Here is an 18,687-nt window from a genome sequence, read left to right on the forward strand (position 1 = left end):
CCTTGACACCATGACGTCGCACCAGACCACCCAGACGATGAAGCCCGCGACCGCGGCGAAGAAGCTGGGTGTGTACCTCGAGGCCACCCCCGCCGAGTTCCAGGAGGGTGTCGTCTCGCGCACCGAGTTGAACGCCCTGCAGGCCGATCCGCCCCAGTGGCTGCAGGATCTGCGGCGCAACGGCCCGCACCCCCGGCCGGTGGTCGCGGCGAAGCTGGGCATCTCCATCTCCGGCCTCGCGCGGGGCGGTGTCACCGAGCCCCTCACCACGGAGCAGATCGACGCGTTGAAGGAGGACAGCCCCGAGTGGCTGCAGCAGGAGCGCGCCACCCAGGCCGGGGTCCGCAAGGAAGCGGCCCGTATCAAGGAGAAGAACGCGGCCCGAGGCGAGCAGCCCGGCCGGCCGCGTTCCTGATCCCGCTCCTGCCCCCGCTCCTTTCTCGCCGGGCCGCCCCGGTCCCGTAGCGGCAGTGGGGCGTGCTCAGGCGTCCGTCGGGGGAAGGAGGTGCGCGAGCCCCTCCGCACAGTCCTTGGCGGCCTCGGCCGAGCGCGGCAGCATGACGCTCTCGTACGCACGGACGGCATCGTCGACGCCGGGTTCGGCGACGAGGGCGTGGGCCAGTTCGGTGCCGTCCAGCATGGCGAGATTGGCACCCAGCCCGAGCGGCGGCATCAGGTGCGCGGCGTCGCCCAGCAGGGTGACGCCGGGGACGTGCTCCCAGGTGTGCGGGACGGGCAGCGCGAAGACGGGCCGGTGGACGAAGTCGCCGTCGTTGTCCCGCAGGAGAGCGAGCAGGCGCTCGTCCCAGCCCTCGAACATCGTCAGCAGGTGCGCCCGCACGGCGGCCGTGTCACCCGGCTCCACGCCCGCGGTCACCTGCCAGTCTTCCGGTCCGCGGAATCCTATGTAGGTGCGGATGTGGCCGTTGCTGTTGCGCTGGGCGAACAGGACCTTGCTGTCGGCCTCGGCCACCATGGTGCCGGCGCCGACCATCCGCGCAAGGCCGGGATGACGGGTGTCGCAGTCGTCGAAGCCGGCCTCGACGAGGGTGACACCGGTGTAGCCGGGTACGGCGTCCGACAGGGCCGGGCGCACCCGTGACCAGGCGCCGTCGGCGCCGATCACCAGGTCGAAGTCCTCGGTGGTGCCGTCACCGAAGAGCAGGCGGCCGGTGCCGTCCCCGAGCGGGGTGACCCCGCTGACGGCACGGTCCCATCGCACGCTGCCCGCGGTGAGGGACTCCAGGAGCAGACCGCGCAGCTGACCGCGGTCGATCTCCGGCCTGTCCTCCTCGCCGTGGTCGTCCGGTGGGCCCTGAGCAGGCAGGACGGCGGCGGTGACGGGGTCGAGCAGGCGCCACTCCTGGCCTTCGGGACGGGAGAGGGCGTGGAAGCGGTCGAGCAGCCCCGCCGCGCGCAGGGCGGCCTGGCCGGTGCCGGCGTGCATATCGAGAGAGCCGCCCTGCGGGCGGGCTCCGGTCGAGGCCTCCCGTTCGAAAACGGTGACGGTGCGGCCGTGGCGCTGCAGGACCCGGGCGCAGGCAAGGCCGCCCAGGCCGGCGCCGACGACGGCGACGCGGGGGTCACGAGTGGAGTTCATGGGGTTGGTCCCCTCGGAAGTGGCTGATCCGCCGGGAGGTCCGGCAGCACCAAGAAAGCACACCCACTAAATAAGTGCAATCAGTTAACTTTCTCAGTGGATACGCTTTATGGTGCCCTTCGGGATACGCTGCGACGGTGACCGAACCGACCGGGCGCCGTGAGCGCAAGAAGGCCCAAACCCGCAAGTCGCTGGCCGACGCCGCCCTGGAGCTCTTCCTCGACCGCGGCTACGACCAGGTCTCCGTCAAGGACGTTGCCGACGCCGCCGACGTGTCGGTGACCACCCTGTTCAAGCACTTCCCCGGCAAGGAAGCGCTGGTTTTCGACGAGGAGGAAGACATCGAGGCGGCGCTCGTCGCCGCCGTGCGGGAACGCGCCCCCGGACAGTCGATCCCGCACGCGCTGCGCGAACACCTCCTGCTGACACAGGACCTCGCCAAGGATCCGCGGTGCGCCCCGTTCCTGCGCATGGTGGCGGACACTCCGACGCTTCGGGACTACGCCCACCGCATGTGGATGCGCCACGAAGCGGCCGTGGCACAGGCCATCACCGAGGAGAGCGGTGCCCCCGAAGGCGACGTCACCTGCGCCGCCCTGGCCCGTTTCGCACTGGAGGCCCGCGTGCTCATCCAGCGGCACACCGACCCGCGCCGCGCCGCCGAAGAGGCCTTCGCCCTGCTCGAACACGGCTGGGCGGCGAGCCACCCGGAGGGCTGACCAGCTCTTTCCGGGGCGAGAAGATCGGGAATCCCGCACGGACCGGCGTCACACGCGGAATACTTCCGGCGTCACACACGAAATACCCGAGGTCCCTGTGTCGGAAGTTTCTGGGGGTACACATGGAAGCCGGTCAGCCGAGCCGGACCGCGATGATGGCAGCGCACGCCCGTGCGCGCCACCAGGCCGATCCCCAGCGGTTCTTCACCGACCCGCTGGCGTCGAAGATCCTCCACCTCGATCCCGACGCGTTGCTGCCACCGCCCGACGACCCGATCGCCCGGCACAACATACGGTTCGTCGCCGCGCGCAGCCGCTTCGCCGAGGACTCGCTCGCCTCCGCCGTGACCGCCGGCACCCGGCAGGTCGTGGTCCTCGGTGCCGGCCTGGACACCTTCGCCTACCGCAACCCCCACGCCGGCCTGACGGTGTTCGAGGCCGATCATCCGGACACCCAGGAGTGGAAGCGGCAGCAGATGGCCGCGGCCGGGATCGCACTCCCGCCCTCATTGGCCTTCGCCCCGATCGACTTCGAACGCGACACCCTCGCCGATGCCTTGGACGCGGCCGGGCTGGACCGCACCCGAGCGGCGTTCTTCATCTGGCTCGGGGTCACGCCCTACCTGACACGGGACGCCGTCCTCACCACACTGCGCTGCGTGGCCGGCCACACCGCGCCCGTACAAGTGGTGTTCGACTACTACCCCGAACCGTCCTCGGCGATGGCGCCGGAGCTCCGCGCCGCCTACGAGGCCTCCACACGGCGGGTGGCGGAGTTCGGCGAACCCTGGCTGAGCCACTTCACCCCGGACGGCATCGCCGACGAGCTGCGCGCGATGAAGCTGGACGACATCGACGACCTCACGGGGCCGGAACTGCTCGCCCGATACCTGGGCGAACCCACTCCCGGCGCCGGTGCCGACGCCGGTGCCGACGCCGATGCGTTCAGCGGCCATGTGATCCGCGCCGGGCGCTCCACCGCCCGATAGACGCTCCACGCCCGGTAGGCGCTCCACCGCCCGATAGGTACCGCACCGCCCGGTAGACGCTCCGCCGCCCGGACGGTGCGTCATCCGGCAACCGAGCTATCTCTGCCCGCATCAGGGCATGCCCGACGCATGCCCGACGCATGCCCGCCACCCGCCAGGAGATACGCGGGCGGGTGGCCGCCGGGGCCCGGTGAAGGCGAGGCGTCCGAATCGGCCGAGGCCTCGATCAGTTCGGTCCGGTGGCCAGTCCCCGCCCCGGCCCGGGGGCCGGAAGCGGGCCGGACCGGTCGCGCCCCGATGGATCACTCGCCGGGCGGAGCCCGGCCCGGTGGGCGAGGCTGAGCCTGGAGGTGGGTCATGGAACGGGTGCAGGCAGACGTGTGCGTGGTGGGCGCCGGGTTCGCCGGACTCGCAGCCGCGAGACGACTGGTCCAAGCCGGTCATGAAGTGGTGGTGGTCGAGGCAAGGGACCGGGTGGGCGGCCGGGTGTGGAACCGTGAGCTGCCCGACGGGACCGTGGTGTCGGCCGGCGGCACCTGGCTGGGCAAGGGGCAGGACCGGATGTTCCAGCTCTGCCGGGAACTGGGACTTGAGGTGTACCGCCAGTACGAGCGGGGCGATCACATCCTGCGCCTGGACGGAGTCAACCACCGGTACCACGGTGCCCTCCCCGCCACCGGCCCCAGGACACTCCTCGCCCTCGGCCTGGCGCTGGCGCGGCTGCATCTGATGGCGCGGCGCCTCCCGGCGGATGCCCCGTGGTCTGCCCGGGGCGCCCGGGCGTGGGACGCCCGCACCCTCGGGCAGTGGCTCTCCGACCCGCTCAATGTGCCCTCGGCCACCGCCCGCACCCTGCTCAGATCGACCATGAACCTGCTGTTCTGCGCCGACCCGGCGGAGGTCTCGCTGCTGGGCGCCCTCACGCTGGCCCGGGGCGGCGGCGGTTTCGGCTACTACACCGACACCCGAAAAACCGAATCGCACCTCGTGGACGGCGGAGCCCCCGAAGTAGCGAGGCGCATGGCCGCGCACCTGGGGGCAAGGGTGCACCTGTCCAGCCCCGTTCAGCGGATCGCGCACGACGGCACCGGCATCGAGGTCGTTTCCGCCCCGCTCACCGTGCGGGCGCAGCGGGTGATCGTGGCGACGCCCCCGGTGCTGGCGGGGCGGATCGCCTTCGATCCGCCGCTTCCCGCTCGCCACAGCCATCTGCTGCAGCGCGTGGTGCCGGGGGCGATCATCCGGGTGCACACGGTGTACCCACAGCCGTTCTGGCGCGAGCAGCACCTGTCGGGACAGACACTCGCACCCCGGTCGCCCGTCCCGATCACCATCGACCAGACGCCGCGGTCGGGAGGACCAGGAGTGCTCAGCAGCTACGCGTTCAGCACCGGAGCCCTGCGCCTGGGACGCCTGGACCCGGCCCGGCGGCGAGATATCTGGCTGGACGCGCTGGCCGAGCGGTTCGGACCCGAGGCGCGTCACCCCGCCCAGTATCTGGAGACCGACTGGTCCTCCCAGCAGTGGTCGCTGGGCGGGATGATCGGCTACTTCCCGCCGGGCACCCTGACCAACTACGGCAGTGCGCTGCGTGAGCCGGTGGGACGGATCCACTGGGCCAGTACCGAGTCGGCCACGCTGATGCACGGCCTGATGGAGGGAGCGGTGCGTTCCGGCGAGCGAGCCGCCCAGGAAGTCCTGGTCGCCCTGTCGCGCGGCCGGCACCCCGTCGGCCTGCCGGACCGTTCTCCCTGACCGCCTGCTCCGACCGCCTTTGCGGCTCGATGGAACCCCGCAGCCCTCGCCTGCCCACCCCTCCGCGCACCGACGTCAAAGGAACCGCTCGGCGAACGGAAGCACGACCATCATCACGAGCGCGGCGGCTGCCGCGACCGCCGCACCCACGGACAGTCTGCTGAGCAGCCACAGCAGTGCACCCCAGGGTTGCGGATTCGCGCCCAGCCGTGCGCCCTTCCCGAAGGAGACCCGCAGTGGCATCAGACACAGGAAGAGCAACAGTGCCGCCGCGCCGCTCACGATGCCGAAGACGACCGCGAGATCCATCGCGGCACGCGACGAAAGGGGCTGGGTGTAACCGCCGTCGGACCGGCGCTGCAGCCTTATGGCGCTGTTGTCGATGCGCGCGACCTCGTAGGCGCGTGCCGAGGTATCGGTGAAGGTGCCCTTCCGGGCGACGAACGTACCGGTGCAATCGCGTCTGCTGTACTTTCCGCTGACGGTGACGTGGCAGTGGGCCGCGGTGAGGGTGCCCGGAGTGCCGGCCAGGGCCGTGCGATAGGTGAACGGGCCCCAGGCCAAGGACACCAGCCATGCCGCAAGGGCGATCACGCCTGTGGCGAGGAGCAGGCCGAAGACGGTCAGCGGCAGGCTGGGCGACAGACCGGGCTTTTCTTTCCTTCCCGCGTTATATCCGCTGTCCGCCGAGTGTCCCGGCGGTCGCGTGGCGAATCTGTACAGGACATTGACGCGCGCGCCTCCGTGATGCGGCGCGGGGCCGGGACAGGTCCCGGCTCTCCGGGCCAACCGCTCGCTCAGCCGGCGGCAGCGCCGAACCACCGGGGCAGCCGGCCGAGCAGTTCGTGCTGATCGTCACCGACCCACGCCACATGGCCGTCCGGCCGCAACAGCACCGCGGGCACGTCCAGTTCCGTACCGACGTCGACGACGTGGTCGACCCGGTCCGCCCAGCCCGCCACCGAGAGCAGGCCGGTCCGGTCGAGCAGCAGCCCGCGGCCGTCGTGCATCAGCTCGTAGAGGCGCCCCTGCTTCAGCTTCACGTCCCGCAGCCGCCGGCCGAGCAGTTCGTGGCCCTCGCCGAAGTCGTAGCGGACCCCGACCGCGGTGATCATCCCGGTCACGTACCGGTTCACCTCCTCGAAGTCCATCAGCTTCGAGAACAGCCCCCGCAGCGCGGTCGCACCCGGATCGGTCCCCAGCAGTGTCATCTGTGCGCGGGTGTTGTCCAGCACGGTGGCGCCCACCGGGTGCCGTTCGGCGTGGTAGCTGTCCAGCAGCCCCTCCGGCGCCCAGCCGCCGACCTCGGCGGCCAGCTTCCACCCGAGGTTGAACGCGTCCTGCACGCCGAGGTTCAGCCCCTGCCCGCCGGTCGGCGGGTGGATGTGCGCCGCATCGCCGGCCAGCAGGACCCGGCCCACCCGGTAGCGCTCGGCCTGCCGGGTGGCGTCGCCGAACCGGGACAGCCAGCGCGGCGAGTGCACCCCGAAGTCGGTGCCCGCGGTCGCCCGCAGCTGCTGTGTGAACTCCTCCAGGGTCGGCGCGGTCGCACGGTCCTCGGCCACCCCGTCGGCGGGCACGATGACGCGGCACACCCCGTCCTCGGCGGGGCTGACGCCGAACCGCAGTTGGGTCTTGCGGACTTCCTCGACGACGGCGGCGATCGTCGCCGGATCCTCGGTCACCTCCATTTCACCCAGCAGCGTCTCGACCGTGGCGGGTTCACCGGGGAAACCGACGCCGAGCAGCTTGCGCACCGCACTGCGGCCGCCGTCGCACCCGACGACGTAGCGCGAGCGCAGGCGGGCGCCTCCCCCTGTCCCGGTGGCTACGCCCCCATTGCCCGGGGTGCCCCCACTCGCCAGCTCGACGGTCACCCCGTCCTCGTCCTGGCTCAGCCCGACCACTTCGCAGCCGCGCCGGATCTCGGTACCGAGTTCGACGGCGCGCTCGTGGAGCAGCCGCTCGGTGACCGGCTGCGGGGTGGCGAGGGCGTACGGGTGAGCCGTGTCCAACCGGTCGGGCCACGCCTTCATGATGCCGCCGAAGAGCCCGCCGGCCTGGAACTTCTCACTGACCGCGAGGAACCGGTCCAGCAGGCCGCGCTGGTCCATCAGCTCGACGCTGCGCGCGTGCAGCCCCTGCCCGCGGGACTCCCCGGTCGGCTCGGTCAGCTTCTCCAGCACGACCACCTGCACGCCGTGCAGCCGCAGCTCGCAGGCCAGCATCAAGCCGGTCGGCCCGCCGCCGACCACGATCACGTCAATCATCAAAATGCCCCGTTCCCACGAGATGGGATGTCGACCGGCTACTCTGCGCAGTCCGGCGGCCCACGCACCTCGCGAATCTGTCATTTCCGCAGGTCCTGGCCTTGGCCGAACATTCTGCGGCACCCCCCGGGCCTTGCCGCAAGCCCCCCGGTGCGCTATAAGTTAAGAGTGGCAAGGAGTGGCTGATCTCCTTGCCTTTGCCTTTTGTTGCCGGTGCCGACCGTGAACGGTGGACGGACAAGCTCCTCGGCGATGACGCCCGTTCCCGCGGCCGCGCGGCGCTGCCGTTGGGTCCCGTGAACGTTTGTCTCAACGGCACCCACGGCGCGGGCAAGACGACGACCAGTGCACTCGTGCTGCAGCTGATCCCGGATTCACGGGTGTTCGACGCCGAGAAGGTCGGCGAGACGCTCATGGACATGACGCCGGGGCTGTCCAGGACGGACAACTTCGAGTACTGGCCGCCGTGGCGGCCGCTCGTGGTCGAGACCGCCCGCCGCGTACTCGACTACACCGGCGGCACTCTGGTGATTCCCATGGCTGTCCTGGTCGAGCAGTACTGGCGCGAGATCAGCACGGGCCTCGCCCAACATGCCATTCCGGTACGGCATTTCGTCCTCCACGCTGACCAGGACACCCTCCGCAGACGCATCGCGGGTGACCCTGTTCTTGGCCCCAACCCCCCATTCCGTCTCAAATACCTTGAGTCCTACAGGGGGCTGGCCGGTTGCTACGCCTGGTTCGCTGCCTGCTTGACGGTCTTGATCACTGGTGCCGTTTCGAGGTGGGTGATGGCTGGGAGTGCCGCGACCCGGGTGGTCAGGTACCGGTACAGCTCCCGTTGGTTCGTGCACACCACGCTCGCGTACAGGTTGGTCGGGCCGGTCGTGGCGGCGGCGAACGCGATCTCCGGATGTCCGGCCAGCGCCTGACCGGCCTCCTCCAGGTGCGCGGGGGCGACCGAGAGCCAGAGCAGGGTTCGGGCGTTCACGCCGAACATGCGCCAGTCGACGTCGATGTCGAGATAGAGCAGGCCGTGTTCGCGCAGCTCCGTCATCCGGCGCCGGACCGTCGTCGGCGACCAGCCGGTGGCCGCGGCCAACTGTTCGAACCCGGCCCGGCCGTCGGTGGCGAGCAGGGCGAGGAGCTTGCGGTCACCGTCGTCGAGCCGCACCGGTCCCCGTCGATGCGGCACCGGAGGCGGGCGCAGTCGCTCGATCGCCTCCGCGTCCAGCGACCCGAGCTTTCCGACCAGGTTGTCCGGACCACCGTAGAAGGCGTGCAGCACGGAGTGCGCGGTCACGCCCTCCACCCGCGGGGTGCGGGGGAGTTTGGCCAGCAGCAGGGCCTCGCTGTCCGCCTCGCTCTCGGTACGGACCACGCAGGTGATCTCGGTCCCGCCGGAGCTGAGGCTCACCCAGGAGGTGTCGGGGCGTCTGGCCAGGGCCTCGGCGATCGGGAGCGACGCGGCGGGCGCACATCGCACCCGCAGGAACCACTGGATGGAGCCCAGCGCGGTCGGGTCGACCCCGCCCAGCACTCGTACCGCCCCGGCCGACCGCAACCGGGCGTACCGGCGGGCGATGGTGCGATCCGACACCCCGAGAACCTCGGCGATGGTGCTGAACGGGGCACGGCCGTCGATCTGCAGGGCGTGCACGAGCCGACGATCCAGCTCGTCGTAGTCGGATTCCACCGAACCGAGGTTAGGCAGTGTCAGATCTCAGCGCAATCGAGCCGGTTTCTGGCTCAGGCGGCTCGGCCGACGGAGCGTTGCTTCTGTCCTGATCAACACAGTCAGAGGAGAGTTCATGGACACCGAGGTGCTCATCGTCGGCTCCGGCCCGACCGGAATGACGCTGGCCAACGAGCTGCTGATAGCGGGGGTGTCGACCGTGCTGGTCGACAAGCTGTCGCAGCGCAGCGACCTGTCCAAAGCAGGCGGCGTGCAGTCACGCACGCTGGAGGCGCTCGACCAGCGAGGGCTGCTGGAGCCCTTGCTGGCCACCGGAGATCATCCCGTCACCACTGGCCACTTCGCGGGTATCCCACTCCCGATCCACTCCGACCGGCACCGTCTGCCATGGCGGTCCGTGCCGCAGGTGGTGATCGAGGGATTCTTCGAGCAACACCTCGCCGCGCACGGACTCCACGCCCGGAGGGACCACGAACTGGTCGGCCTCGCCCAGGACCACAACGGGGTCACCACGACCTTCACCAACGGCGCCACCCTCCGTTCCCGTTACCTCGTCGCCGCCGACGGAGCCCACAGCACCGTACGGCCGCTACTGCGGGCCGGATTCCCCGGTCAGCCCGGTACGGTGACGATCACCGCCGCCGACGTGCGGCTGGGCGGCGCCGATCCGTCCACGTCGCACACCTGGAACGAGGACGGGCACTGGGTGGCCCTGTTCCCGCTCGGCACCGATCCGCAGGGCAGGCAGCTGCGCCGACTGGTCCTCGGGGGGCCGGGCCGGTCACTGTCGAGGGAGATACCGGTCACCGAGGACGAAATCCGTCACGGCCTGAGCGCCGTGTTCGGAACGCGGGTGCACCTGCTCGAACTGCGCTACGCCCGCCGTATCACCAACGCGTCACGGCAGGTCGAGCAGTACCGGCACGGGCGGGTGTTCCTGGCGGGCGATGCCGCCCATGTCCACCTTCCGCTCGGCGCGCAGGGCATGAACACCGGGATGCAGGACGCGCTCAACCTCGGTTGGAAGCTCGGCGCCGCCGTGCACGGCTGGGCACCGAAGAACCTGCTCGACACGTATCACGCGGAACGGCATCCGGCCGGGGCCGCCGTATTGCGCAACGTCCGGGCACAGAGCCTGCTGATGGACTGGGCCGGCACCCGCGATCCGGACGTGCTGGCCGCCCGGGAGATCTTCACGGCGATGGCCCAACTCCCGGACGTTCAGCACCATCTCGCCGACCTGATGTCCGGGATGGCCGTCCGCTACCCGATGCCGGGCACCGAAACCCATCCGCTCGTCGGCCGGCCCGCACCGGACCTGGACCTCGGCCCGGCCCGGGTGCACGAACTGCTGCGGTCCGGGCACGGCATCCTGCTGGACCCGGCCGACACGTTCGCCAGGATCGCCGGCCCCTGGTCGGACCGGGTGGACCGGGTGGGCCAGGGCGCCGACACCGAGCCGATGCTCATCCGGCCGGACGGCTATGTGTGCTGGGCCGGCGCGGATGACCTGGAACCGGCGCTCGACCGCTGGTTCGGCGGGCCCCGCTGAGCCGACGTTCAGGAAGCCGGCCGTCGTGGCGAGGATGGTGGCCATCCGTGGGCGCGATGGTGACCACCCTCGTGCTTCGGTTCATGTCCTGGGGCACGGAACGGATCAAAGGCCGATGCTTGACCGCTCGTGCGGGCGCTCGTCCGCCGCTCCGGAGCTTCGGGCGGCGCGGCGTGGCTGCCCGCTCCATCGGCAGCGCATAGCCTCACCCGGTGATGCCGAAGATCGACCTCGGCGACCGTCACTGTGATCAGCTCGCCTTCGCCGACGAGTTGGGCGGGGTCTTCCACTGGCTCGTCGGTCAGCTCTGAGAGGTGAAGGCGCCCCTCAACGTCCGGAGCAAGCTGCACGAACACACCCAAGGGAATGATCTTCGTGATCGACCCTATGGCGACCCGGTCGACCCGGTCGACCTGGTCCGCGAAGCGGATGAGCGGATCTTCCTGCAGAGCCTTCAGTGAGACTGCGACCTGTCCGGAACGCGTCTCGGCGACGCTCACCTCCGCCGTGATCCGCTGGCCGGCTTCGACAGCGTCGGAGGGGTGGTCGATCCGGGACCATGTCAGGTCCGGCACTCGGATGAAGCCGGTGCGCAGGCCCTCGGGCTCGCCGTCGATGTGGACGAAGATCCCGAAGGTGTGCACCTCGGCAACGGTTCCGGTGACCACCCGTCCGCGTTCCATCGCGAGGAGAAGGGCCCGCAAGGCCGAGATCTCGCACGCCCTGGCGGACAGGTGAAGCAACTGAAGCGCAACGTCAGACTCCTCCGGGCGGCCTCGATCACACCCCATTGCATAAAACTGCCGCTATCCGTATAGTCATGCCATCAAGGAGGAGAGGTCCATGACGGTACGAGCAGCAGTGGCCGGGGCGAGCGGGTATGCGGGTGGTGAAGTGCTGCGCCTGCTCCTGGGGCACCCGGAGGTGGAGATCGGGGCGCTGACCGGGCACTCCAACGCCGGGCAGCGCCTGGGCGGGCTGCAGCCGCAGCTGGCCCCGCTGGCCGACCGGGAGCTCCAGCCGACCTCCGCCGAGGTGCTGGCCGGGCACGACGTCGTCTTTCTCGCGCTGCCGCACGGCCAGTCCGCCGCGGTCGCCGAGGAGCTCGGGCCCGAGGTGCTCGTCGTGGACTGCGGCGCCGACTTCCGGCTCGGTGACTCCGCCGACTGGGAGGCGTTCTACGACTCTGCCCACGCGGGCACCTGGCCGTACGGCCTCCCGGAGCTTCCCGGGGGCCGCGCCGCGCTCCAGGGGACCCGGCGTATCGCGGTCCCGGGCTGCTACCCCACCGCCGTCTCGCTCGCCCTGTTCCCCGCCTACGCGGACCGGCTCGCCGAGCCCGAGGCCGTGATCGTCGCGGCCACCGGCACCTCCGGCGCCGGCAAGGCCCTCAAACCGCATCTGCTGGGCTCCGAGGTCATGGGCTCGATGAGCCCGTACGGCGTCGGCGGCGGGCATCGGCACACCCCCGAGATGATCCAGAACCTGAGCGCGGTGGCCGGTGAGCGGATCAGTGTCTCCTTCACCCCGACCCTGGCCCCCATGTCGCGCGGCATCCTCGCCACCTGCTCGGCGAAGGCGAAGCCCGGCGTGGACGCCGGTGCCGTACGGGCCGCGTACCAGAAGGCGCTGGCCGACGAGCCGTTCGTGCGGCTGCTGCCCGAGGGCCAGTGGCCGTCGACCGCCGCCGTGTACGGCTCCAACACCGCACAGATCCAGGTGACGCTCGATGCGGCGGCCGGCCGGATCATCGCGATCAGCGCCCTCGACAACCTCACCAAGGGGACCGCGGGCGGCGCGGTGCAGAGCATGAACATCGCCCTGGGCCTCCCCGAGGAGACCGGGCTTTCGAAGGTCGGGGTCGCTCCGTGAGACGGACGGACCCGGGGCACAGCATGACCGGCGGGGCGGCCGGCGAAGCGATGGAGGAGAAGAAGCAGTGAGCGTCACGGCAGCACAAGGGTTCACGGCGGCGGGCATCGCCGCCGGGCTCAAGGAGAACGGCAACCCGGACCTCGCCCTCGTGGTGAACAACGGGCCGCGACTGGCCGCCGCCGGTGTCTTCACCTCCAACCGCGTCAAGGCCGCACCGGTCGTCTGGTCCGAGCAGGTCCTCAAGGGCGGCACGGTCTCCGCCGTCGTCCTCAACTCCGGTGGCGCCAACGCCTGTACGGGCCCGCTCGGCTTCCAGGACACCCATGCCACCGCGGAGAAGGCCGCCGAGGCGCTCGGGCACAACGCCGGTGAGGTGGCGATCGCCTCCACCGGACTGATCGGCCTGCGGCTCCCGATGGACAAGCTGCTGCCCGGAATCGACCGCGCCGCGGCCGAACTGACCGAGCACGGCGGTGAGAAGGCCGCCATCGCCATCAAGACCACCGACAGTGTGCACAAGACCTCCCAGGTCACCGTCGGGGGCACCACCGGTCCGGAGGCCGGGGGAGGCTGGACCGTCGGCGGGATGGCCAAGGGCGCCGGCATGCTCGCCCCGGGCCTGGCCACCATGCTCGTCGTCCTGACCACCGACGCCGATGTGCCGGCCGCCGACCTCGACACGGCGCTGCGGGCCGCGACCCGCACCACCTTCGACCGGGTCGACTCCGACGGCTGTATGTCGACCAACGACACGGTGCTGCTGCTCGCCTCGGGCGCCTCCGGCGTCGTACCGGACACCGCCGCGTTCGCCGAGGCGGTGCGCACGGTCTGCGACGACCTGGCACGGCAGCTGATCGGGGACGCCGAGGGCGCCAGCAAGGACATCCGGATCGAGGTCGTGGGGGCGGCCGACGAGGACGACGCGGTCGAGGTCGGCCGCTCCATCGCCCGCAACAACCTCCTCAAGTGCGCCATCCACGGCGAGGACCCCAACTGGGGCCGGGTGCTCTCCGCCATCGGCACCACCTCCGCCGTCTTCGAGCCGGACCAGCTCAATGTCGCCATCAACGACGTCTGGGTCTGCAAGAACGGCTCGGTGGGCGAGGACCGCGACCTGGTCGACATGCGCTACCGGGAGGTACGTATCACCGCCGACCTCGCGGCCGGCACCGCGTCCGCGGTCATCTGGGCCAACGACCTGACCGCCGACTACGTCCACGAGAACAGCGCGTACTCCTCATGAGCGAGCGCATCCATCACCGGCGCGTGCCGGGCTCCCGGCACGCCCCCAGAAGCGAGGCCGGCACATGAGCACCCGCAAACACACCGCGCTCCCCAAGGCCCGCACCCTCATCGAGGCGCTGCCCTGGCTGACCCGGCACCACGGCAAGACCGTCGTCATCAAATTCGGCGGCAACGCCATGATCGACGAGGAGCTCAAGCGGGCCTTCGCCCAGGACGTGGTCTTCCTTCGGCACGCCGGACTGCGCCCCGTCGTCGTGCACGGCGGCGGCCCGCAGATCAGCGCCCAGCTGGACCTGCTCGGCCTGGAGTCCGAGTTCAAGGGCGGCCTGCGGGTCACCACGCCCGAGGCGATGAACGTCGTACGGATGGTGCTGGCCGGCCAGGTGCAGCGCGAGCTGGTGGGGCTGCTCAACGAGCACGGCCCGCTCGCCGTCGGCATGACCGGCGAGGACGCCCATCTGATGACCGCGACCAAGCACTTTGCCGAGATCGACGGCGAGCGGGTGGACATCGGCCGGGTCGGCGAGATCACCGGCATCGACCCCGGTGCGGTCCACGCGCTCCTGGACGACGGCCGGATCCCCGTCATCTCCTCGATCGCCCGCAGCAGCGACGCGGAGGACGCGGCCTCAGGGGCCTCAGGGGCCTCCGGAGTCTTCAACGTCAACGCCGACACCGCCGCGGCCGCGCTGGCCGCGGCCCTCGGCGCCGAGACGCTGATGGTGCTCACCGACGTCGAGGGCCTCTACGAGGACTGGCCCCAGAGCGACGAGGTGATCTCCCGCCTCACCGCCACCGAACTGGAGAAGCTGCTGCCCGACCTGGCCAGCGGCATGGTCCCCAAGATGCGGGGCTGTCTGCACGCCGTCCGCAACGGCGTCCACACCGCCCGGGTCATCGACGGGCGGGTCCAGCACTCGATCCTGCTGGAGATCTTCACCGACGAAGGAATCGGCACGATGGTCGTGCCGGACGCGAACACGATCGAGGGGGCGACATGAACGACGCGGCACACCGCCACGGCCCGGTGACCAACGCAGGCCTCGCCGGCCGCTGGCAGGGCGCCATGATGGACAACTTCGGCACCCCCCGTTTCCCCCTCGTCCGGGGCGAGGGCGCCAAGGTGTGGGACGCCGACGGCAAGGAGTACCTCGACTTCCTCGGCGGCATCGCGGTCAACGCCCTCGGCCATGCCCACCCCGCGGTGGTCCGCGCCGTCTCCGACCAGGTCGCCACCCTCGGTCATGTCTCGAACTTCTTCGTCGCCGAGCCCACCGTGGCCCTCGCCGAGCGCCTGCTCACACTGGCCGGACGGCCCGGCCGGGTCTACTTCTCCAACTCCGGCGCCGAGGCCAACGAAGCCGCCTTCAAGATCGGCCGGCTGACCGGGCGCCGCCACATGGTCTCCACGGCCGGCGGCTTCCACGGCCGCACCATGGGCGCCCTCGCCCTCACCGGCCAGCCCGCCAAGCAGGCGCCGTTCGCGCCGCTGCCCGGCGACGTCGACTACGTCCCGTACGGGGACGTCGAGGCACTCCGCGCCGCCGTCACCACCGATACCGCCTTCGTCATCCTGGAGCCCGTCCAGGGCGAGAGCGGCGTCATCGTCCCGCCGCCCGGCTACCTCCAGGCCGCCCGCGAGATCACCGCCGCCACCGGCACCCTGCTGGTCCTGGACGAGATCCAGACCGGCATCGGCCGGACCGGACACTGGCTGGAGTCCCAGGCGCAGGGCGTCGAGGCCGACATCATCACCCTCGCCAAGGGCCTGGGCGGCGGTCTGCCGATCGGTGCCACGCTGGCCTTCGGCCCGGCCGCCGAGCTGCTCACGCCCGGTTCGCACGGCTCGACCTTCAGCGGCAACCCGGTCGTCTGCGCCGGCGCCCTCGCCGTCCTGGACACCATCGAGGCCGACGGCGTCCTGGAGAACGTCAAGCGGGTCGGTGAGCGGCTGAGGAACGGGACCGAGGCCCTGGGCCACCCATTGGTCGGCCAGGTCCGCGGTGCGGGCCTTCTCCTGGGTATCGTCTTGACGGAGCCGCTCGCGCCACAGGTGCAGCAGGCGGCTCAGGACGCGGGCCTCCTGGTGAACGCGGTCGCGCCGGATGTCATCCGGCTCGCCCCGCCGCTGATCGTCTCCGACGACGAAGCGGAAGTGTTCCTCCACAAGCTCCCCGGCGTCCTGAACACGGTCCGCCAAGGGGCCGACGGGGAACAACGAGCCGGAGACTGACGACAACGATGACCGAGCCGCAGGCCAACGAGCTGCAGGACAACGAGGCGCAGGACAACGAGGCGCAGGACAACGAGGCGCAGAACGGCGGCCAGGCCGTGCCGCAGACCCGCACCGCCCGCCACCGCCGGATCGTGGACATCCTCAACCGGCTGCCGGTCCGCTCCCAGAGCCAGCTCGCCAAGCTGCTCGCCGACGACGGCCTGTCCGTCACCCAGGCGACGCTCTCCCGCGATCTGGACGAGCTGGGCGCGGTGAAGATCCGCAACACCGGCGGCGAGCTGATCTACGCGGTGCCCAGCGAGGGCGGCGACCGCAAGCCGCGGGCGCCGCTGGGCGGGTCGGCAAAGGAGGAGCGGATGCGCCGCCTCTCCGGCGAACTCCTCATCTCCGCCGAGGCCTCCGCCAACCTCGTGGTCCTGCGCACCCCGCCGGGCGCCGCCCAGTTCCTGGCCTCGGCCATCGACCAGGCCGAACTCCACGACATCCTCGGCACCATCGCGGGCGACGACACCCTGATGCTCATCAGCCGCGACCCGGCCGGCGGCCAGGCCCTCGCCGACCATCTGCTGCGCCTGGCGCAAAAGGCGCACTGACACCGCCCGCGCCGCTCCCCGCGCCTCTCGTCACCCCGGGGAGCGAGCCGCCTCGCCCCCGCGGCGGCCGTGCGGCACCGTGCACCATCGCACACCCGAGCCACCCGTTGCCTGCCGAACCCCATACGGCAGGATGGCAGTTCGCGCCGGGACGTCCGCGGATGTCCCGGCGCCTTCGCAGCCCTAGAGACGAGCAGGTGGCATGGTGACGAGACATCACATCCGGCTGATAGCAAGGCCGCTCCTTCCGGCCGCAGGGGGATCCGGCCGGTGAACCGCGCTGTGACACTGCACGATCTGATCGTGGCCGGGGCCGCGCTGGCGGCCGGCATCGTGGCGGGCCTGCTGCTGCGGGTCGCCCTGCGGTGGCTGGGCAAACACGCCCTCAAAACCCGGTGGAGCGGGGACGACATCCTCGTCGACGCGCTGCGGGCAGTGGTGCCCTGGGCGGCGGTCACCGGCGGTCTGGCGGCGGCGGCCGCGGCGCTGCCGCTGACGGAGGCGGTCGGACACACCGTCAACCGGACACTGACCGTGCTGCTCATCCTGGTCGTCACGCTCACCGCGGCCCGGGTGATCACCGGAGTGGTGAAGTCCCTCGCGCAGTCCCGCTCCGGGGTGGCCGGATCGGCGACCATCTTCGCCAACATCACCCGCATCATCGTCCTGGCGATGGGTTTCCTCGTCGTCCTGCAGACCCTGGGCATCTCCATCGCCCCGCTGCTCACCGCTCTGGGCGTGGGTGGCCTCGCCGTCGCCCTGGCCCTTCAGGACACCCTCGCCAACCTCTTCGCGGGCGTGCACATCCTCGCTTCGAAGACCGTGCAGCCCGGTGACTACATCCGGCTCAGCAGCGGCGAGGAGGGCTATGTCGTCGACGTCAACTGGCGTAACACCGTGGTGCGCCAGCTCTCCAACAACCTGGTGATCATCTCCAACGCCCAGCTGGCCGGCACCAACATGACCAACTTCACCCGTCCGGAACAGAAGCTGACGATCCTGGTGCAGGTGGGCGTCGGCTACGACAGCGACCTCGGCCATGTCGAACGGGTCACCACCGAGGTCGTCGAGAGCGTGATGAAGGACGTCGACGGCGGCGACCCCGACCACGAACCGGCCGTCCGCTTCCACACCTTCGGCGACTCCAGGATCAGCTTCACGGTGATCCTGGGGGTCGGCGAGTTCAGCGACCAGTACCGGATCAAGCACGAGTTCATCAAGCGGCTGCACCAGCGTTACCGGGCCGAGGGCATCCGGATCCCCTCCCCGGCCCGGACCGTGGCCCTGCAGAAGCCGGAGGAGATCGCGATACCGCACCAGCGGGACGTCTCGGCCCCGGTCCCGCCGGTGCCGTAGCCCCCGCGGCCGCGAACCCGGCCGCCCCGCGCGGACCTTCACCCGCCGGGGCGGCACGGCGTCGCACCGCACCGCACCTCACCTCAGCCGTCACGCCGCTCCTCACGGGGAACGACCACCGTCAGCCGGCCGGGGACGTCGCAGAGCCAGTGGCCCGGCCCGTTGTCCGGACGCAGCACATAGACGCCCTCGCGTACATCGCTGACGATGCCGGTCCGGCCGGTCCCCTCGTCGTGCACCAGATCGCCCACCCAGGGCTTGTCCGCACCCTTCACCGGCCGTCCTTCCCGTGCAGTTCGCCCCAGACCCGCTTGCCCCAGGGGAGCCGGTCGGTACCCCAGGCGGCCGTCAGTCCGGCCACCAGCACGAGGCCCCGCCCGCTGTCGTCCTCGTTCCCCGGCGGGCGGTGCCGCGGAGGGGCCTTTGACTTGTCCACCACTCCGATCCGCACCGTTGCCGGGCCGGGGCGGCTGACGGCCAACCGGATCACCTCGCTCCGCGCGTGCTGCACGGCATTGGTCACCAACTCGGAGACCACCAACGCTCCGTCGTCGGCCAGTTCCTCCAGGTCCCAGGCCGCCAGCGCGGTCCGCACCAGGCGGCGGGCGGTGGCCACGCTCTCGGGTCTGCGCGGCAGCGTTTCGCTGTATCCGGGGTGTCCGGTGGGGCGGGATGCGGTCATGGTCATCGGGACCTCGTCGGTGGTGGGCGGTGAGGTGCGGCCCGCTGCCCCGAAGTGGGGGCGAAGGCGGGCTTCTCTCCTTGGCGCCGCCGTACCGTCCAGGTCGGCGACGCCCTGTA

General features: G+C 71.0%; 18 protein-coding genes and 1 pseudogene. 12 read left to right on the forward strand and 7 right to left on the reverse strand.

The features are described 5' to 3' along the window. Window positions 1–10 precede the first annotated feature (10 nt). Window positions 11–415 carry a DUF5997 family protein gene (locus ACF088_RS22370; RefSeq protein ID WP_392377530.1) on the forward strand — a complete coding sequence of 135 codons (405 nt, stop codon included), beginning with the start codon at window positions 11–13 and terminating at the stop codon, window positions 413–415. A gap of 66 nt (window positions 416–481) precedes the next feature. Here ACF088_RS22370 and ACF088_RS22375 read toward each other — a convergent pair whose 3' ends face one another. Then, on the reverse strand, window positions 482–1,600 hold the full coding sequence (locus ACF088_RS22375) for an FAD-dependent oxidoreductase (protein WP_392377531.1): 1,119 nt from the start codon (window positions 1,598–1,600) through the stop codon (window positions 482–484). 137 nt (window positions 1,601–1,737) lie between these two features. Here ACF088_RS22375 and ACF088_RS22380 point away from each other — a divergent pair, with 137 nt between their 5' ends. The 3 genes from ACF088_RS22380 to ACF088_RS22390 all read left to right on the forward strand — a co-directional run bounded on the left by ACF088_RS22380 (window position 1,738) and on the right by ACF088_RS22390 (window position 5,063). Beyond that, entirely contained in the window at window positions 1,738–2,319 is a 582-nt protein-coding gene (locus tag ACF088_RS22380; RefSeq protein WP_392377532.1) for a TetR/AcrR family transcriptional regulator, read from the forward strand. A gap of 122 nt (window positions 2,320–2,441) precedes the next feature. Beyond that, window positions 2,442–3,308: a class I SAM-dependent methyltransferase gene (locus ACF088_RS22385; RefSeq protein ID WP_392377533.1), complete on the forward strand. Its 867-nt coding sequence runs from the start codon at window positions 2,442–2,444 to the stop codon at window positions 3,306–3,308. A 357-nt stretch (window positions 3,309–3,665) separates the two neighbouring features. After that, on the forward strand, window positions 3,666–5,063 hold the full coding sequence (locus tag ACF088_RS22390; RefSeq protein WP_392377534.1) for a flavin monoamine oxidase family protein: 1,398 nt from the start codon (window positions 3,666–3,668) through the stop codon (window positions 5,061–5,063). Between the two features lie 75 nt (window positions 5,064–5,138). On the opposite strand, the gene ACF088_RS22395 is transcribed toward ACF088_RS22390, so the two are convergent. Both ACF088_RS22395 and rox read right to left on the reverse strand, forming a co-directional pair. Further along, window positions 5,139–5,657, reverse strand: coding sequence for a hypothetical protein (locus ACF088_RS22395; protein WP_392377535.1), 519 nt, complete (start codon window positions 5,655–5,657; stop codon window positions 5,139–5,141). A gap of 203 nt (window positions 5,658–5,860) precedes the next feature. Further along, window positions 5,861–7,333, reverse strand: coding sequence for a rifampin monooxygenase (gene rox / locus ACF088_RS22400; protein WP_392377536.1), 1,473 nt, complete (start codon window positions 7,331–7,333; stop codon window positions 5,861–5,863). Between the two features lie 296 nt (window positions 7,334–7,629). Here rox and ACF088_RS22405 point away from each other — a divergent pair. Beyond that, a pseudogene (locus tag ACF088_RS22405) lies at window positions 7,630–8,046 on the forward strand (ATP-binding protein); the annotation flags it as partial. Window positions 8,047–8,063: 17 nt separating this feature from the next. On the opposite strand, the gene ACF088_RS22410 reads toward ACF088_RS22405, so the two are convergent. Continuing rightward, window positions 8,064–9,029: an Lrp/AsnC family transcriptional regulator gene (locus ACF088_RS22410; protein WP_392377537.1), complete on the reverse strand. Its 966-nt coding sequence runs from the start codon at window positions 9,027–9,029 to the stop codon at window positions 8,064–8,066. A gap of 115 nt (window positions 9,030–9,144) precedes the next feature. Between ACF088_RS22410 and ACF088_RS22415 the strand changes: the two genes are divergently transcribed. Further along, window positions 9,145–10,581, forward strand: a complete 1,437-nt coding sequence (locus ACF088_RS22415; RefSeq protein ID WP_392377538.1) for an FAD-dependent monooxygenase — start codon at window positions 9,145–9,147, stop codon at window positions 10,579–10,581. An 8-nt stretch (window positions 10,582–10,589) separates the two neighbouring features. Here the strand turns inward: ACF088_RS22415 and ACF088_RS22420 are convergent, their stop codons facing one another. Continuing rightward, window positions 10,590–11,249: a S1 RNA-binding domain-containing protein gene (locus ACF088_RS22420; RefSeq protein ID WP_392377539.1), complete on the reverse strand. Its 660-nt coding sequence runs from the start codon at window positions 11,247–11,249 to the stop codon at window positions 10,590–10,592. Between the two features lie 175 nt (window positions 11,250–11,424). Between ACF088_RS22420 and argC the strand changes: the two genes are divergently transcribed. The 6 genes from argC (at window position 11,425) to ACF088_RS22450 (ending at window position 17,886) form a co-directional block, all read left to right on the forward strand. Beyond that, complete coding sequence (gene argC, locus ACF088_RS22425) at window positions 11,425–12,453, forward strand: N-acetyl-gamma-glutamyl-phosphate reductase (RefSeq protein WP_392377540.1); 1,029 nt, start codon at window positions 11,425–11,427, stop codon at window positions 12,451–12,453. Window positions 12,454–12,520: 67 nt separating this feature from the next. Then, entirely contained in the window at window positions 12,521–13,699 is a 1,179-nt protein-coding gene (gene argJ / locus ACF088_RS22430) for a bifunctional glutamate N-acetyltransferase/amino-acid acetyltransferase ArgJ (protein WP_392377541.1), read from the forward strand. Window positions 13,700–13,763: 64 nt separating this feature from the next. Beyond that, window positions 13,764–14,702, forward strand: a complete 939-nt coding sequence (gene argB / locus ACF088_RS22435) for an acetylglutamate kinase (protein ID WP_392377542.1) — start codon at window positions 13,764–13,766, stop codon at window positions 14,700–14,702. Next, window positions 14,699–15,934: an acetylornithine transaminase gene (locus tag ACF088_RS22440; protein WP_392377543.1), complete on the forward strand. Its 1,236-nt coding sequence runs from the start codon at window positions 14,699–14,701 to the stop codon at window positions 15,932–15,934. Before argB ends, ACF088_RS22440 begins: the two co-directional genes overlap by 4 nt. An 8-nt stretch (window positions 15,935–15,942) precedes the next feature. After that, window positions 15,943–16,530 carry an arginine repressor gene (locus ACF088_RS22445; RefSeq protein ID WP_392377544.1) on the forward strand — a complete coding sequence of 196 codons (588 nt, stop codon included), beginning with the start codon at window positions 15,943–15,945 and terminating at the stop codon, window positions 16,528–16,530. A gap of 270 nt (window positions 16,531–16,800) precedes the next feature. Beyond that, window positions 16,801–17,886 carry a mechanosensitive ion channel family protein gene (locus tag ACF088_RS22450; protein ID WP_392377545.1) on the forward strand — a complete coding sequence of 362 codons (1,086 nt, stop codon included), beginning with the start codon at window positions 16,801–16,803 and terminating at the stop codon, window positions 17,884–17,886. A gap of 83 nt (window positions 17,887–17,969) precedes the next feature. Here the strand turns inward: ACF088_RS22450 and ACF088_RS22455 are convergent, their stop codons facing one another. Beyond that, window positions 17,970–18,161, reverse strand: a complete 192-nt coding sequence (locus ACF088_RS22455) for a hypothetical protein (RefSeq protein WP_392377546.1) — start codon at window positions 18,159–18,161, stop codon at window positions 17,970–17,972. Then, window positions 18,158–18,574, reverse strand: a complete 417-nt coding sequence (locus ACF088_RS22460) for an ATP-binding protein (RefSeq protein WP_392377547.1) — start codon at window positions 18,572–18,574, stop codon at window positions 18,158–18,160. Before ACF088_RS22460 ends, ACF088_RS22455 begins: the two co-directional genes overlap by 4 nt. Between the last annotated feature and the right edge of the window lie 113 nt (window positions 18,575–18,687).

It is taken from the genome of Streptomyces sp. NPDC015125 (assembly GCF_043080045.1).
Classification (GTDB): domain Bacteria; phylum Actinomycetota; class Actinomycetes; order Streptomycetales; family Streptomycetaceae; genus Streptomyces.